We start from the raw sequence: 17,388 nt of genomic DNA, 5'->3' as shown, positions 1-17,388 counted from the left end.
ACCTATTTTTCTTTTATTTGATAATAATAATTCTTCAACATACGCGCATCCTTGTTTTTGTTGGTAAACACCTCCAACAACACAGGTTGTTCCATCTCTTCGGGCTGAGTAAAAGTTTTCATCGCCTCCGTCAGTTCATCCCCATCTTCAACTTTCATATAGAGAAATCCGCGCTCCTCCGCCCAGCCTTTGGCGGAAGTCTTATGAACGGCTGCGATAAACTTATGGGATGTGCCCGACATATCCAATCCCGGCAATGTATGGAAAATCTCTCCTCCGCCATTATTCAACAAAAGGATACGCAGGTTGGGACGAACATTGACATTCCACAAAGCATTCATATCATAGAAGAAACTCAAATCCCCGATAGCGATAAAATTCAGTTTATCGGAAGCTGCCGCATAACCGACCGCTGTAGACAACGACCCTTCAATCCCACTCGTACCCCTATTACAGCAAACTTCAATAGTTGAAGGTATCGAATAAAGCTGGGCATAACGAACTACCGAACTATTTGCCAAGTGCAATGCGCACGACTCTGGCAAAGCTTTCACCAATGCACCGACAACCGACATTTCGGAATAAGCAAAGTCCGGTTCGGGAATAGTGTTGCAATAATTCTCCCACACACGGGGATATCCGGGCACACGATTATCCAGCAAACTTGCTATCTTCTCCAGAAACTCAAACGGGTCCATTTCAATCACGGTAGTCAACGAACCGTATAAATCGACCACCTCACCATCCGGCGACACATGCCAATGTTCTTTAGGCGGGTGTTGGCGGAGAAATTTCTTCAGTCGTTTGGAAACAATATGCCCCCCGTAAGTAATCAGCAATTCGGGAACCATCTGTTCCATCTTATCTTCCGGAACAGCATAAAGTGCCGCATCGAAATTCTTGACCGGAATGCCGGGTATGGTCTGATTGCCTATATGCTCCGTCAACCAGGCAAAATGTCTGTATAATAGTTTGGTATGCCGTTTCTCAAACAAATAAATAAGATTCATCTGCCCGACAATGACCATCCGCTTCTGGTATTTATTCATCCGTTCAACCAGACCGTTATAATCACGGTCATAAACATTCAATCCCTGATAACGGGTGATAACACGCACTTCCGGCAATTTGTCCACTGTAAACTGAAACAGCGGTTCGGAAACAGGCACATTGATATGTACCGGTCCTTTCCCATGATGATGTGTCTCCAATAAAGCCTCATTAACCAGACGATTACAATACCATTCGTCTTCCTCTGTATGAATCTCGGGAAGATTCACGGACTTCTTGACCAACGTCCGGAATACATCAGGCTGCGGCAAAGTCTGTCCGTCCATCTGCCCGATCCAGGCAGCGGGACGATCCGCAGAAATGACAACCAAAGGAACGTTCTGATAAAAAGCTTCCGCAACAGCCGGGTGAAGATTCAGCAACGCCGTACCGGAAGTACAGCAGATTGCAGCAGGTTTGCCACCATTCAACGTAAGCCCGATAGCAAAATAACCCGCACTCCGTTCATCAGTCATCGCATAACAGGTAAAGCCCGGATGATTGGACAAAGTATGCACAATAGGCGCGTTACGGCTACCGGGACACAACACAACCTTAGTAATGCCGTGCGCTTCAAGCAACGCAACCAATTGGAGTATGTTTTTCTTGTCTGTATACATGATGATTAGTGATTAACTTGTTAATGATTAGTGATTAGCGATAATGGAGGTGGAAGTAATCAGACGTTTCATTGTCTGCAACTTTTTTTCCGTTTCCAGCCATTCATCATTCAGCTCCGAAGAGGCCAATAGTCCGCCACCGGCATAAAGAGTCAGTCGTTCATCCTCGATATGCATACAGCGTAAGTTCACATATAAATCAGTCCTTCCATTCGGATCCAGCCATCCGATAAAACCGGAATAATAACGACGGTCATACCCTTCGTTTTCCAATATAAAGCGATAGGCCTCTTCCTTTGGCAAACCACACACCGCAGGCGTCGGATGCAACACTTTCAAGAGATCTCCCAAACCATTATTATCTCTCAAAGAGAAATGAAAATCTGTTTTCAAATGTGACAAAGTTCCGGCATATGCAGGATAAGGTCCGCTTTCAGTAGAATGGATGCCCAAAGAAAGAAGCCGGCTACGGATATAAGCAGTTACGTAATCCTGCTCTTTCCTGTTTTTTTCATCCCATACTTGCGGCAATTTGCCATCCTGCAAAGGCTGTGTTCCGGCCAGTGCAACCGTATTCCATTCATCTTTCTCACCCGATAAAATAATTTCGGGAGTACTTCCCAACCAAATGCCGGTCTGGGGAGTGTAACATAGGTATATATATGAATGAATATAACGCTTGCAGGCCGCACGAAATACGGATGAAGGAGAAAAGTCCGCCCCCTTATCCATCGTAATATGCCGGGAAAGTACCAACTTGTCAAAAGTCCCGTCACGTAAGGCATTGATAAATGCTTGAAAACAGCCGGCATACTCCTTCGTGTAAGAGGTCTGAAAAATTTCTTGCTCTTGTATTTGCAAAGAAGCCTCATATTCTTCCTCCGTATCATCGTCAAGAGAAAGGGATTGCCCCCACCCATCAGATTGTATCAGTATAACCGGACACATCTCACTCACCCGAAAGGGAGCGATAACAAATCCTTTCTGTCCGTTCAACTCTTGCAAATCGTATATCAGACGGATATTCTCCTCCGCCTGTGTCAACAGACGGGGAAGTTTCTCTCCGGGAATACGGTATACCGCAAAAGGTCGCTTTTGCCGGATAAGCGCATCAATAACTGTCAGATTACTTATTTCTTCGTCAATCATCTTTTTTTCATAACACTGTTGACTACCCGTACGGAAGACACCAGTTTGTTTGTTGAAGTAAAGACATCCACATTCCATACATGAGATGAGCGTCCTTTGTGTACAATGGTTCCCACTGCCCGCACGGTATCTCCTTCGTGAGCGGAAGATATATGATTTCCGCTGACCTGCATTCCCACTACTATTTCATCAGGCTGGCAAAGAATCATAGAACCCAGTCCTGCAACCGTTTCAGCCAATGCAAGCGTAGCACCGCCATGTAGAATGCCGAAAGGCTGGCGAGTACGGTGATCGACAGGCATTGTCGCCTCTACTCTGTCCTCAGACGCATACGTATATTGGATACCCAGATTTCCCATCAATGCATGACGCGCCTGCGCATTCAGTTGGTCTAATGGAATTTCCGCTGCACGGACTTCGGCTATGATTGCTTTTTCAACGGCAAGGGCTACCCCGTCTTCTTCATTCGACGCTGTCACATAATCGGCACACGCTTTCACCGAGTCTTGAGAATGCCCCATAGCTATTCCCAACCCCGCTAACTGAATCATAGTCACGTCGCATACACCGTCACCAATGGCAATTACCTCATCACGTGTCAGGTTCAACGCTTCCAACAAAGCACCCAAAGTATTCGCCTTGTCGATAGCACACGGAACGACCTCAAGGAAATAGGGTTCGGAACGGAAAACATCCAATGCTCCGTTCAACCGTCTTTTCCAATGATCTTCCAAACCGACAAGCGCTTCTTCATCATCACTGACAAGCATACATTTGCAAGGAGCAAAATCAATGGCTGAGGAGAATTCCTCTTCCTTTATCACCCGCAAATTATTCAATCTGGCTTCATCCCGGATATGTGTATTCTCGGGAGAATCGGTTATAATGGTATCATCGTGGTACGTGAACAGCGCAAATCCATTCTTACGGGCTTTCTTTTCCAGATAAGGCAGCATTTCCGGATTTATGCGACGCTCAAACAGCACCTCTCCGTTCTGTGCATTGATAATCTGACAACCATTATAGGAAAGGATAAAACCTCCGTAATTTCCAAGTTCAAGAGATTTTGCCAACGGCAGCAAACCATAGGTCGGCCTGCCGGAAGCCAAAACAATACGTACTCCCATCTGTTGAATCTTCAACAAAGCGGCCAGCGTACGTTTACTAATTTCTTTCGCATCATTCAGTAGTGTTCCGTCTACATCCAAGACCAATAATTTATACTTCATGGCTACACGATTTTGATTTAGATTACAAAGGTAGGAAATTGAGTGAACGACAGAAAGCGTAAGCAGATAAAAATTACTTTAATTTCACTCTTTCAAACGCATTTCCAGATAATCGCGGAGTATTCGGGCATGATTATATACAGGTTCTTTAGAAGCGTAAATGAGTGTTACTACCGGATGCGGTTTGATAAGGGCCAGAAAATCGGTCGCTGCCTGAGAAGCATCCAGCTCTTTCTGATACAGTACGACGAAGTCATTCCAGTGTCCTGGTATATCATCGTGAAACCATTTGCGCAAAGCGGCGGATGGGGTGATATCTTTTGCCCAATAATCATATTTCAACCATTCCTTTTTTATGCCGCGCGGCCATAATTTGTCAACCAATACCCTATATCCGTCTGCCTCCGAAAAGTCTTCGTATACTCGCTTTATCCTAACCTGTATCATGATTATTTATATTGATTACTTATTAGAATAAACCGATAAGACCGGAAATTGTTTAACCATACAAGAACATTGTACGGCATAATTTTTAAAGAGATTCTTGTGCTTTCTTAAACTCGTACGGAGTCATGCCTGTCTTTTTCTTGAAAAGATTATATAATATCGGGGTACTGTTGAATCCGGCTTCATCAGCTATGGCACGTATCGTATAATTAGGATGCAGTTTTAATAATTTAATTGCATGGTCTATACGCAAATCATTGATATATCCATTAAAATTAGTGCCGGTACATTCTTTTATCATTCGGGCAAAACGTGCGTTATTCAAATGTACGAGTTGTGCCAGATCTTCTCTCGACAATTCTGAAGAAAGATATAACTGGTCTTGAACAACAATACGGTTCAATTCAACAAATATTTTTTTATTCTCTTCTTCTTCCCCGCTCACTTTACTGGCTTCATCAGCGACCTCCTCTTGGTTGTCAAACAAAATGCTTTCATCTTCTATATCTTGCGAGATCATAAGCTGTTCATCAACATTCAGTGACTGACCGTCTTTCTTCCTGGCCAATCTCTCGTTTATAAACTTAGCAAGGATTTTATTCTTATATCTGATAATATGGTTGAAGCGCCACATACGCCATAATACAAACAAAGCCAACAGCGTAATACACGTCAAAAAGGTCAACGTTATGTTTCTGATTTTCAATTGGAATGCTTGTTTTGCTATATAATCCTCCTTTTCAGAAGTATTATACATCGTATTCAGCTCTAATGCCGCATTCTCTTTATCCCTGTTATTAATACTATCCGTTATGGCTATAATAGCTCCCTGCAAAACTGCCGCTTCCTTATAGTTTCCCATACCCATATAAGCTTGCACTTCTCTTTCAAGCACATTCATATATTGTGTATTGATAGTATCCTGTTGTTTCCTCATCAGTTCTTTAAACTCCTGACAGTTGTCAATCACTTGCTTGTAATGCTTGGAGACCAGCAAATAAGGAATTGAATACATTTTTCCATCAGGCGTACGGGAGTATTCAGTCGATTGATACATAGCAAAATACTTTTCCGCCTGCTCATATTTCTTTTCCATATAGCAATTATATGCCCACTTGGAATACAGATAACCATATTGCATATCAACCAACCCTTTCGGAACATCAGGTAAAGTTTCCAATTTTTTTATCTGCTTTTCACGTTCCAAAGCCATAACTGACGCATCCTCATACAAAGAGTCAGTCATTAAATAACTCATTTTCCCTCCATAGAAAGAAGAGAGCATTCCTATCTCTTTTACGCCTTTTCTCCCTTTCAACAAATCGATAGCAGAATCAAAATAATCATACGCTTTATCTTTAAATGACAACATACGGTTATTCTCTCCAATGCAGTATAACAACCGGGCTTCGGACACGCGGTCCTCCAACCTTTTTGATTGGGCAATCCCGTCAAGCGCATAATTCATACTCTCGTTATATTTACTCATCAAGAAAGATAATTCCGCCAAATAAACAGTCATTTTCAATAAGTGTTCAGGATCCTTTTGATATACAGAATCAAGCACATAAGACTTTCTTGCATATACATACGCAAGCTTATTCATAAACAGATTACGATATGACAAGCTACGTAATTCGTCTATAACTCGTAAAGGCATAGAATTTTTATTCTCCGCTACATCTAAAAGTTTCAAAGCACATTTCGGCTTCTCAATATAAATACTCCTTATATATTCAGTAGTTATAGAATCTGTATTTACGGCCTCATCGGCCATTAAAATCTGGTTATGCACAAATAAAAGAATACATATACATACCCCAAGTCGTATATACCTCATAGCGTTTACCATCATTTTATCTGTCAAAGGTAATTCTTATTATTAAAAAGTCAAGAAAATATTTTGTTTCACAAGGTAAAAATAAGAAACATTAGCATTTTATTATTCAAGCAATGTAAACAACGCTTTATATACAGTAATGCAAACAACGTCTTTCCTTCCCAATAAGTTGCAATCTTCCGTCCCCCTTCACCTTTTTTCTGTATCTCCCGTCGCTAGGGCATTAGCGGGTGAAGGTGTTCCCCTTCACCCAGCTTTCACAGTTCTGATGTGTATCATTTTGTTTCAGTTACATCTTGATCAAACATAACTCCAACGCCTAGATTTCTCATTTATCATTAAAATGATAAGGTATTATCACTATTGTGATAAGTAAGTATCATAAATATGATAAGTTCTTATCACGGTAATGATAAGCATAATATATCAAGAGAAAATCCAGCTGCTTTTTGGAACATAATATTGCTATGTATACTTGCTGAAGGAGCCCCCCTTCACCCGCTAACACCCATGAATAGGAGATAGCAGTGAAAAGGTGAAGGCTATTTTAATAAAACGGCATAGACACTATTTAAGAGCATATACGGAAATCGATGTTAAATAATAACAATAGCCAATTCTAATTCAGAATAAAATTAAGAAAAATAATTACCTTAAGCAACTGTTATCTATAAAACACTTGTATAAAAGAAAGAATAAATATGAATAGGAGATAACACTATTAAAAAACCAAATACATATAACCACATAAAAAGAAAAAAGTTACATGAAAAATATACTATCCTGATATCTCCATACTTCTCAATCTGTTCTTTTTTCAATGATATTTGTCCAAAAGTCAAATATTAAACAACTATTAACATACCCAAACAGATAAAATCATGGCAAAAAGTGAAACAGTTTTAATTTTGTCACACGATAACTCATTAATAGATTAAATATAAGCAATTATCATCTATCACAAAGAAACAATTAGAACTATATATTATTTAGAATCATGGCATTATATAATAATATTGTTAAATGTTTTTTTAAACGCAACAAACATATATTAGGAGTCAGCATTTGTCTAATAACCTTTGCGTGGCAACCGTTATGTGCTGCATCTCAGTCCCAAAAACTACTTATCATCAATTCATATAATGAAAGTGCGCCATGGGTACAAAATTATATTACCCAGTATTTGATAGAAGCTGCAAATACTGAAAATCTGGATTATGACCTGGTTCACATGAATGCTATACTTATTCAAACCGACTCTTTGTACAATCTAGTCAAGGAACAGATATTCAACCGTTTTAAGAATAACAAACCGGACTATCTTATTCTCTTCGGAAGGATGGCATTCTCTTTAAGGGACCAAATCAAGAATGAATGGGGCGATGTTCCGATGCTGCTTATAGGAGCAAACGATAACATTGTATTAAATGAAAAATATCTATCAGGAAATAAAGTCACAGCGAGTGCAACGAAAATACATTTGTCAGACATACGGGAACAATACAACTTTACCTATATTGAGGTTCCGGAATTATACAAAGAAACGATTGATATGATGGTCAGGATGCAACCGGACATGAAGAAACTGGTGTTTGCGTCTGATAACCTTGCCGGTAATATGGAGCTGAATGAAAAAATCAAGGCATATCTTACTCTAGAATATCCGTTACTTGAATATGAATGGCTGGTTGCTTCGGAAAATTCCAGAAAAAATATACAGACATATTTAATATCCTCTGATCAATCTGTTGGAATCCTGCTAGGATCATGGTACTATTCTCGTCCGAGTGCGTTTGGGTATCCTATGCTAGTGACGGGAGATTTCAAGTTGATAGCCTCATCTCCTCGCCCGATTTTCTCTTTGAAAGAAAAGTATCTTGAATCAGGAGGAGCTACTGGTGGATACTTTGCCGACCAACAGGAGATCTTACAAAATTCTATTCGCGTATTCCGAAGAATGGTGGCAGGTGAAAATATGCGTAATATCCCTTTTACGTATCCCACGATGAAATATCCGAAAGTAGATTATCTGCAACTGAAGTCGTATGGACTCCTTGTAGACAATTGCCCGAAAGACACTGTTTTCATAAACAAACCGGAAAGTTTCTGGAAACGCTATTTTTGGCAAATTATAATAAGCAGCATCGTATTGGTAGCCATTCTATTCATATTGGGAATTTTCATGATATTCCAACGTAAGAAAATGACATACATGGCATCTCGCAATAGAATGGTGGACAATATGCCTATATGTTATATGACAGGAAAATTGAAAACAGACAAAACCGGAAAACTGATAAACATAGATTTCGTTTCAGAAAACCACGAAACAAGCAAGCTGATTGCAAAAAATACGGATACCGAAGAACAGAATAGCTTATTTGATATGGAATACATTATCGGATTACTTAATAATGTACGCAAAACGAAAAAGAATATCAAGTTTACATATTACTTTGCAAAAACAGACACCTATTATGATTTTCTTGTGTGTCAGACATTGAATAATGATGAAGTGGAGTTCTTCGGTATTGATGTTACAGATAAGGTAAAATCGGAAAACTCTCTGAAAGAAACTACGAAAACACTGGAGATGACTTTGGAGGTAGCTCATATCATTCCGTGGAAATGGGACCTGAAAAGACACACGATTACCTGTGAGGCAAATAGAACAATGCGGCACATAGATTCTCCGGAACGTCCAGAATCAACCATATATACACATACCATTGAAGACAAGGAATACTTCAAAAGGATTCATCCTGAAGATTTGGAATATGTCAAGCAAACCTATATTGACTTACGTGATGGTACTAAACAATACGCTAAAGGAGAATTCCGGATTTTATCAGAAAACAATGGTAAGACCAATATAGAGTGGATTGAAGTCAATGCGTCTGTGGCAAAATATGATGAAAAGTTGAAACCAAAAGAACTAATAGGTTCCTTACTTCTTATAACTTCAAGAAAAAAACAAGAAGCCAGACTTATTGCCGCTAAAGAGGCGGCAAAAGAAGCTGATCGTTTGAAGTCTGCATTTCTGGCCAATATAAGTCATGAAATTCGTACTCCACTAAATGCAATCGTAGGTTTTTCCAGTCTTTTGACTGCAATAGAGGACCTCAAATCCGCAACTAAGCTCTTCAGCGTCCTTCTTGCGTCTAAACGTCCTCTCATCACTGAATTAGCAGATAAATTGAGGCTGAAATACCCACTTCTGCCCACAATATCCCCTTGCCCCACTATGCGACTTGAGGCAATACGCAGTATCATACCCATAAGTTGTAGGCGTTATCCAAAATCAGTCTGAAAAATATCTGCGTAAGCATTATTACAGGTATAGATATTCAGCACATACCGCCTTGATGTTCTGATCCACTTGGCTGGTACAGAGACAAACCTGAAGACAAACGCTTTTATGCGACTTGTTGCATTGAGTCCGAACCTCTTTACGTCAAGTCTGTGGATAATGGCCTTGTAGAAATTACGGATAAGTGCCGTAAGAAGAAGGAACACAGTGTTCTCTGCCATGAAGGATTTGGGCAATCTGTCCCACCCGAAACCATTGTTCATATCATCGAAGATACGTTCCTTTCCTCCACGAAGGTTATAGAACTCGACAATTTCTCTTGTGGAAGATTCATAGTCGTTAGTCAGGATACAACGGTATGTGTATTCTCCTTCCCAAAGATCCAGCACACCGTCCATCCGTTTCTGTCTTTGAATCACAAGTCGGTATGCTTTACCCTTCCACTTCTCAACAAGAATAGAGTTCAATTCGAACTCAATGCCATTGATTTCCTCAGTCTTCCAGCCTCTAAGAGCAAAGATGTCATTGTAGAGCGAACTGCAGCGGTTTGCGCGGATATAGAAGGATTTGCTGTGTTTCTCTATTTCCTCCACGATTTCCTCGGAACATGATCCACAATCAGCTCTGAAACGATTGATTGTAAGTCCGTTCTGCTCAAATCTCTCAAAGAATCTCTTCAGCGTGTCCTTCTGATGAAAACGAACGTTGGTGTTACCATCGCTATTCTCAATGCCAACAATCAAGTCGTCAATAACCGCCACGCCAGGGCGATAACCAAGGAACTTCTTGTATGTAGGCTTTGCATCATACTTCTCAGTCTCTATGAACTGATGGTCGAAATCAACATCATACATCTCGCCCTCTTTCAGTTGGCCGGATGCAAACATACAATTGAGCAGTAAGGTATTGAGTGTGTCAGCCGTGTTGAAATCGTAGTTCTTACCCGTATCTGATGTGTATGAGATGTTTCCTTGCGTCAGTTCCTTTATCGCTCTGAGGATAGTATCAGAACTACAAGTACGAAGTGTCGGATGGAGCGAGAGATGGTTCATCAAATGAGTAGTGACATCCTCAATGCATGAGCCACCACAGAAGTAGATACTCATGAGGGAACGGACGATTTCACTGTACTGATAACCGAACGAGCTACACCTTAGACCGAGTGTCGAGTCGATTACAGATGACAATGTGGAGTCAAATTGCTCCATGATTGAAAATATTCCTCCAAAAGGAGTGAGCTTCTCGGATTTTATTTGTATTTTTGCCATGCCTGATGAGGTTTTGTTTGATTATTTTTTTGCAACACTAAGTTAAGTGAATCCTCTGACATGGCAAAATCCTGAGCAACTTTTTGTTGCTCAGGTACTTAAAAAAAATATTTTATAATAGTGTTGCGGAATTAAGGGAGGATAAAGAAGAACAGCAAAGATACATCAATATCATTGAGAATAACAATCAACTGTTACTGCAATTAATAGAAGATATTCTTGATTTGGCTAAGGTGGAAGCTAATGCTCTTGATTTTATTTATAAGCCAACAGACTTGAATGAACTGATTAGGGAAATAGAAGTAACAATGCGCATGAAAGTACATCAGGATGTTGTATTAAATTATACACTAGGAGCGGTTGACTGCTGTATCGAAACAGAGCCGAATCGACTTTCGCAGGTAATTATTAATCTGCTTACCAATGCTTGTAAGTTTACAGACAAGGGAAGTATAACATATGGTTACGAACTTCATGAGAATGAAATTTATTTTTTTGTACGCGATACCGGATGCGGTATTTCAAAAGAAAATCAAACACGTATTTTCCAACGCTTTACTAAGCTTAATGATTTTGTTCAAGGAACAGGACTTGGCCTATCAATCAGTCAAAGTGTCATTGAGAAAATGAAAGGTCACATTGGTGTAGAATCAAAGGGGGAAGGAAAAGGTAGTACGTTCTGGTTTACGATTCCATACCTTCCAGTGCCTGTTACTTTAGATCCCCAAGAAATGCTTCAACTGTAATTAGGGAGATTAAATTTGCTCCCAATAAGACACGGCTCATTGGAAAACAGATTTTCAAACCTTTACTAAAACAAAACACCCAATTTTACATTATCGAAATGTAAAATTGGGTGTAATCCTTATAAAATACTGATTACTAGTACTTTTCCAGCGGAGAGACAGGCTCTTGAACCTATACTTTCAAGAAATGTCACAAAATCGCAAATCACTGATAATCATATGCTATCTAAAGTATAGAGTAAATCTAAATCTTTCTAAATGCCTTTTGCTATTCCAAATATTGGGTGTATATTTGGGTGTAGAATTTCAAACACACCCAATTATGAATATCAAACGTAACATCATTTTTGCATTGGAGAGCCGGAAGAAGAACGGTGTGCCAATCGTGGAAAACGTACCCATCCGCATGCGTGTCATATATGCAAGCCAACGCATCGAATTCACAACAGGCTACCGGATTGACGTAGCCAAATGGGATGCCGACAAACAACGGGTAAAGAACGGATGCACCAACAAACTAAAGCAAAGCGCATCCGAAATCAATGCGGACTTGCTGAAATATTATGCCGAGATTCAAAACGTGTTCAAGGAGTTTGAGGTACAGGAAGCCATGCCGACCACCCAACAGCTAAAGGATGCGTTCAACCTGCGGATGAAAGATGCCAACGAAGAGCAGCAGGAAGAAACACAGATAAGTTTTTTGGGAGGTATTCGATGAGTTTGTAAAGGAGTGTGGCAATCAGAATAACTGGACGGCATCCACCTACGAGAAATTCTCAGCAGTGAAAAACCACCTCAAAGAGTTCAAGGAAGATGTAACCTTTGAATATTTCAACGAGTTCGGATTGAACGAGTATGTAAATTTCCTGCGTGACAAAAAGGACATGAGGAACAGCACCATCGGTAAGCAGATGGGATTCCTCAAATGGTTCCTGCGTTGGAGCTTCAAGAAAGGGCATCATCAGAACATGGCATACGATACTTTCAAACCCAAATTGAAAACCACCTCTAAAAAGGTGATATTCCTGACTTGGGACGAATTGAACAGGCTGAAAGATTTCCAGATACCAAAAGACAAACAATATTTGGAACGTGTCAGGGATGTTTTTCTGTTCTGTTGCTTCACAAGCCTACGATATTCAGATGTTCGTAATCTGAAAAGAAGCGATGTGAAACCCGACCACATAGAAGTTACCACCGTCAAAACGGCAGACAGCCTGATAATTGAGCTGAACGACCACAGCAAAGCCATACTTGAAAAATACAAGAAAGTCCATTTTGAAAACCACATGGCATTGCCTGTCATCAGTAACCAAAAAATGAATGATTATTTGAAAGAACTGGGGGAATTGGCAGAAATCAACGAGCCTGTACGGGAAACATATTATAAAGGGAATGAACGTATAGATGAAGTCACCCCAAAATACGCTTTGCTAAGCACCCATGCAGGAAGAAGAACATTTATTTGCAATGCGCTGGCTCTCGGTATTCCGGCACAGGTAGTAATGAAATGGACGGGGCATAGTGACTATAAAGCCATGAAACCCTATATTGACATAGCGGATGATATTAAGGCAAATGCCATGAACAAGTTTAACCAACTATAAAAGTATCAATCAGTTTCATAGATTATCCGCTATTTGAATTATATTTGCGACAACAATAGACATTGAAACATGGAAAACAACAAAGAACATCATATAGAAAGAACGAACTTTGACGCATTTGTTCATGCTGTCGGTTCGGAAATAGAACAGGCGCAAGTCCGGCTGATTACCGCAGCCAATGCGCAAATGCTGTTCCATTACTGGAAAATGGGCAACTATATCCTGTATCATCAGAACTTGCAAGGCTGGGGAAGCAAAATCATCAAGCAACTGGCAAAGGCTATCCGTTTCAATTATCCTGAAAAGAAAGGCTATTCGGAACGCAACCTTACCTATATGTGCCAATTCGCACGGTCATATCCGCTGAACGTGCTACGAAGTTTCATTGACACGGATGCAAGACTATCTGTTCCAAGCATACAGAATGTTACAGATGAAATATTGAAACTAAACAACGGACGATTTACGCAGGAACTTACTGCGCAAATACAATCTGTTGATTGCCAGTCTTTAGAATTTACGCAGGAGGCTCCTGCGCAAATTCAGGACGTGGAGAAAACAGTTTCTGCCATTTACAGGATGGAGATTAGGGAGATAGAAAAAGTTTTCCTGACCTCCCCTGTTGCCAAAATAAACTGGGCAAGCCAAATGGTCATACTTGACGGAGCATTACCGTTAGGCATAGGATATTGGTATATGAAGCAATCGGTAGAAATGGGCTGGAGCAGCAATATTCTTAAAATACAAATTGAGACCAACCTATATAACAGACAAATCAGCAACAACAAGATAAACAATTTTACAGCCACACTTCCGGCACCACAAAGCGACCTTGCCAATTACCTGTTGAAAGACCCGTATATCTTCGACTTGGCAGGAGCGAAAGAAAAGGCAGACGAAAGAGACATAGAGGAGCAACTGGTAAAGCACGTTACCCGTTATTTGTTGGAAATGGGTAATGGTTTTGCTTTCGTTGCCCGACAGAAGCATTTTCAAGTAGGCAATAGCGATTTCTTTGCCGACTTGATTCTATATTCTATCCCACTACACGCATACATTGTTGTAGAACTGAAAGCTACTCCATTCAAGCCGGAGTATGCAGGACAACTGAATTTCTACATCAATGTGGTGGATGACAAACTGAGGGGAAAGGATGATAACAAAACCATAGGGCTGTTGCTGTGCAAAGGGAAAGATGAGGTAGTAGCGCAATACGCCTTGACAGGCTACGACCAGCCGATAGGCATCAGTGATTATCAGTTGAGCAAGGCTATACCCGAAAACCTTAAATCAGCCTTGCCAAGCGTGGAAGAGGTGGAAGAAGAACTGACATCTTTCCTTGACAAGGACAATAATTCCCAAAATTGAAATCTATGGCAGGAGAAATAAACAAACTGATTCCCCAATATGGAGAACTCAACAGGATATATAATGATTGGGTAACCAATTATGCTTTTTCTTTTGATAAGCAGAAATTCATTACCGACTTTTATCGGCAGCACAATGATACAAAGGCTTTTGAAGCCGCTATCCTTGAACTGGTACTTGACAAGCAGAAAGAACAATACACATTGATTCTCAACAGTCTGAAAATCGAAATAGAAAAGAATATACGGGCTTATGAAACAAAACCGCTGAATGATGACATCATAAAGCGTGTGTGTTTTCACTACGCAGACAGGCGTAATTCTGCAATTAGAGACCAATTGGAGATTACCACCAAGCTGCACGAGCCTTTGAATGACACATACCACAGATATGATTTCATTGGTTTTCGGGAGCATACGGACGAAGAAGAAATACAGGCAGAAAAGGAATATGAACGCTGCAAGGCTGAATACGACAAGGAAAAGAAAGAATTGGATAAACTCTATGAACTGCAAAAGCAAGACAGGAAAGAGGCTTTTCAATATACAGAAAACCTTTCCGGTGATGTTTACCGCCTAAGCCTTCTTTTTATGGAAGTCCTGAAAAAGTACCTTCCTGATGATAATGTGGAAGAGAAACAGCAGGAAGAACCAGCCAAACAAGATAAGGTGCAGGAAACTTCGAAAGAAGAACATGAATATTTTGACATGAAGTCGCTTTCGTCCATTCATGAAACCTGTGTCGGGGAACAGTTCGAAGCCATTACCATATCGGACTTCCATGCCAGTATAAATCTGCACCCCTGCAAGAACAGATTAAAGATCAAGGCAAGGGAAAAGATACGGGTGTGTTACCTGATATTCCTGATGAGCGAGAAACTATCCAAGCAATACAGGGATGAATGGCGAGACAAGATATTGAAACTACTGGATATTGACGAGAACTATTACAGGTCGAAGTACAAAGAACCCGTTTCCGATTTTCCAAGTGACAGCAACCAGAAATTCGCCAAAGAAATGAAATGTATATTTAATTTAAATAAGTAGTATTATTTATATCGTTAAGCTTATGTTGGAATTAATACAAGAAAATAATGTAATAATAGGCATAATTATAGGCATTATTACACTTTTTATCACAATGAGACAAATAATAATTTCAAATCAAAAGCATAGGATGGACAAAGAAGATTTTATATCCAAAAAGCCAAATTTCTCTGTTTATATAGAGAATTGCTATAGAATATCATATAATTCTTCAAAACACACACATGCTGTATTTTGTATTACGATAAAAAACAAATCTTCTTATAGAAATACAGTTCTACCCAAATTAGAAATAGATTACATAGAGAACGGTATTATAAGAACTATAAAATTATCACATGATAAAAACTTATTTCATAAAAAATACCACTCTCAAATTGAAAAATATGATAACAATATTCGACTAGAACCTAAGGATATAAAATATGGTTGGGTTATTTTTCAAATTCCAGAAATTTTAAAAAATAGACGCATTGAGAGATATAGAATAATTGTTCAAGATGTAGAGAATAACGTATCTAAAGCGGAAAGTTTATTAATCAAAGAGATTCATTATGATGATTAAAAAAATATCAACACCAATATATAATATCAATGAAGAAGGGTTATTTGCAAGTCGAGATTACGCAGATGGGCGATTAATACCTTCTATAGTAATCAGTTCTAAAGAAGATGATTATATAAAAGAAATCATTAAATTACATTCCAATATATCCATGGGAGATGTTGAAGTTCAGTGGGGTGGAACATTATCATCATTATTTAATGCCGATAGATGGATCTTAAATATAAGATTCTATAAACCTATAGATTATAATTTTAGCATTGTATTTTCTTTGAAGAATCATTATTCTATTATTGATGCCATTTTTCAATCAAAAGGCCTAAGAATCGCTTATGGACATAAAGGCGAAAAGGTTTCTCAAATGAGTGACCATATTATAATAGAAATTCCTGATACTGGCATTAGTCCCAAATGGGAAAAAACATTAAGTAGAATCATTAAGAACAAGATGCGCAGATTGAAAATTCCAAGAAAAGAACTAGGTAAAGCAACGCAAGAACAAATAAACAAAATGAGAGAAATTTTAAATATTAGATTCAAACATAATCCTGATTGACCACATATTAAAAAGATTCATAAACAAACACGATTCTTTCTGCTAATCTGTGATATTCATTGATGTTTCACAAAAATTCCACTTTTACCACTCAAAATATTTTTTGAGTGGTATTTTTTCTATCTGATATTTAATGAGATAGCGCAATATCCTATTTATACCATCCACATCCTTACCACTTATAACCATACCTAATTTTGCATCGTTCGAGAACAGAAATAACAGCCAGTGCGCAGGGCTGATTGTTTAACGACTAAATAGATTGGACGATGACAAATCTTCAAGAGTTATTATTAAAACCCGTCTGGCAGATGACAGGCGAAGAGTTCATATTTCTAAGCAAACACGCTTCCAACCAAACGGAAGCGCAACCGCAGCCCGTCACGGATACAGAAAGAAAATATGTGTACGGAATACTTGGTATTGCCAAATTGTTCGGGTGCAGTCTGCCCACCGCCAACCGTATAAAGAAAAGCGGAAAGATAGATAAAGCCATTACGCAAATAGGGCGCAAGATTATCGTGGATGCGGAACTTGCCCTTGAACTGGCTGGAAAGAAAACCGGAGGACGAAAATAACGGGAGGGC

Annotated in this window: 12 protein-coding genes and 3 pseudogenes; 8 read left to right on the top strand and 7 right to left on the bottom strand. The window is 39.5% G+C overall.

The annotated features are described in order from the left end of the window. Positions 1–2: 2 nt before the first annotated feature. From menD to GD630_RS02935, 5 genes are all read right to left on the bottom strand, one after another. Positions 3–1,670 (bottom strand): 2-succinyl-5-enolpyruvyl-6-hydroxy-3-cyclohexene-1-carboxylic-acid synthase, encoded by a 1,668-nt coding sequence (gene menD / locus GD630_RS02955; RefSeq protein WP_143867871.1) that lies wholly within the window; start codon positions 1,668–1,670, stop codon positions 3–5. A 27-nt stretch (positions 1,671–1,697) separates the two neighbouring features. Then, positions 1,698–2,819, bottom strand: coding sequence for an isochorismate synthase (locus GD630_RS02950; RefSeq protein WP_143867869.1), 1,122 nt, complete (start codon positions 2,817–2,819; stop codon positions 1,698–1,700). After that, on the bottom strand, positions 2,816–4,048 hold the full coding sequence (locus GD630_RS02945) for a Cof-type HAD-IIB family hydrolase (RefSeq protein WP_143867867.1): 1,233 nt from the start codon (positions 4,046–4,048) through the stop codon (positions 2,816–2,818). Before GD630_RS02945 ends, GD630_RS02950 begins: the two co-directional genes overlap by 4 nt. 84 nt (positions 4,049–4,132) lie before the next feature. Beyond that, positions 4,133–4,495 carry a DUF488 domain-containing protein gene (locus tag GD630_RS02940; protein ID WP_143867866.1) on the bottom strand — a complete coding sequence of 121 codons (363 nt, stop codon included), beginning with the start codon at positions 4,493–4,495 and terminating at the stop codon, positions 4,133–4,135. An 85-nt stretch (positions 4,496–4,580) separates the two neighbouring features. Next, entirely contained in the window at positions 4,581–6,335 is a 1,755-nt protein-coding gene (locus GD630_RS02935; RefSeq protein ID WP_143867865.1) for a helix-turn-helix domain-containing protein, read from the bottom strand. A 997-nt stretch (positions 6,336–7,332) separates the two neighbouring features. Between GD630_RS02935 and GD630_RS21280 the strand changes: the two are divergent. Beyond that, positions 7,333–9,438 (top strand): annotated as a pseudogene (locus tag GD630_RS21280) (histidine kinase dimerization/phospho-acceptor domain-containing protein); the annotation flags it as partial. On the opposite strand, the gene GD630_RS21275 reads toward GD630_RS21280, so the two are convergent. Together GD630_RS21275 and GD630_RS02925 are read right to left on the bottom strand one after the other, a co-directional pair. Beyond that, positions 9,390–9,614, bottom strand: a complete 225-nt coding sequence (locus tag GD630_RS21275) for a hypothetical protein (protein WP_238482987.1) — start codon at positions 9,612–9,614, stop codon at positions 9,390–9,392. The pseudogene GD630_RS21280 and the gene GD630_RS21275 sit on opposite strands and share 49 nt — an antisense overlap. 12 nt (positions 9,615–9,626) lie before the next feature. After that, on the bottom strand, positions 9,627–10,913 hold the full coding sequence (locus GD630_RS02925; protein ID WP_005805709.1) for an IS1380-like element IS613 family transposase: 1,287 nt from the start codon (positions 10,911–10,913) through the stop codon (positions 9,627–9,629). Between the two features lie 161 nt (positions 10,914–11,074). Between GD630_RS02925 and GD630_RS02920 the strand changes: the two are divergent. The 7 genes and pseudogenes from GD630_RS02920 to GD630_RS02890 all read left to right on the top strand — a co-directional run. Beyond that, positions 11,075–11,617, top strand: a pseudogene (locus tag GD630_RS02920) (sensor histidine kinase); the annotation flags it as partial. A 364-nt stretch (positions 11,618–11,981) separates the two neighbouring features. Beyond that, positions 11,982–13,266 (top strand): annotated as a pseudogene (locus GD630_RS02915) (phage integrase SAM-like domain-containing protein). Positions 13,267–13,335: 69 nt separating this feature from the next. Beyond that, a complete protein-coding gene (locus GD630_RS02910; RefSeq protein WP_143867861.1) occupies positions 13,336–14,634 on the top strand; it encodes a PDDEXK nuclease domain-containing protein in 1,299 nt (432 codons plus the stop codon). A gap of 5 nt (positions 14,635–14,639) precedes the next feature. Further along, positions 14,640–15,680 carry a hypothetical protein gene (locus GD630_RS02905; protein ID WP_143867860.1) on the top strand — a complete coding sequence of 347 codons (1,041 nt, stop codon included), beginning with the start codon at positions 14,640–14,642 and terminating at the stop codon, positions 15,678–15,680. A 22-nt stretch (positions 15,681–15,702) separates the two neighbouring features. Further along, positions 15,703–16,245: a hypothetical protein gene (locus GD630_RS02900; protein ID WP_048698324.1), complete on the top strand. Its 543-nt coding sequence runs from the start codon at positions 15,703–15,705 to the stop codon at positions 16,243–16,245. Beyond that, complete coding sequence (locus GD630_RS02895; RefSeq protein ID WP_143867858.1) at positions 16,235–16,801, top strand: hypothetical protein; 567 nt, start codon at positions 16,235–16,237, stop codon at positions 16,799–16,801. The genes GD630_RS02900 and GD630_RS02895 overlap by 11 nt, the downstream gene beginning before the upstream one ends. A gap of 269 nt (positions 16,802–17,070) precedes the next feature. Then, complete coding sequence (locus tag GD630_RS02890; RefSeq protein ID WP_005856031.1) at positions 17,071–17,379, top strand: DUF3853 family protein; 309 nt, start codon at positions 17,071–17,073, stop codon at positions 17,377–17,379. Positions 17,380–17,388: the final 9 nt, after the last annotated feature.

Origin of the sequence: Bacteroides zhangwenhongii, from assembly GCF_009193325.2 — a bacterium.
In the GTDB taxonomy this organism is placed as follows: Bacteria; Bacteroidota; Bacteroidia; order Bacteroidales; family Bacteroidaceae; genus Bacteroides; species Bacteroides zhangwenhongii.
The sequence above is the reverse complement of the archived record's forward strand: the minus strand, read 5'-3'. Positions and strand labels throughout refer to the sequence as shown.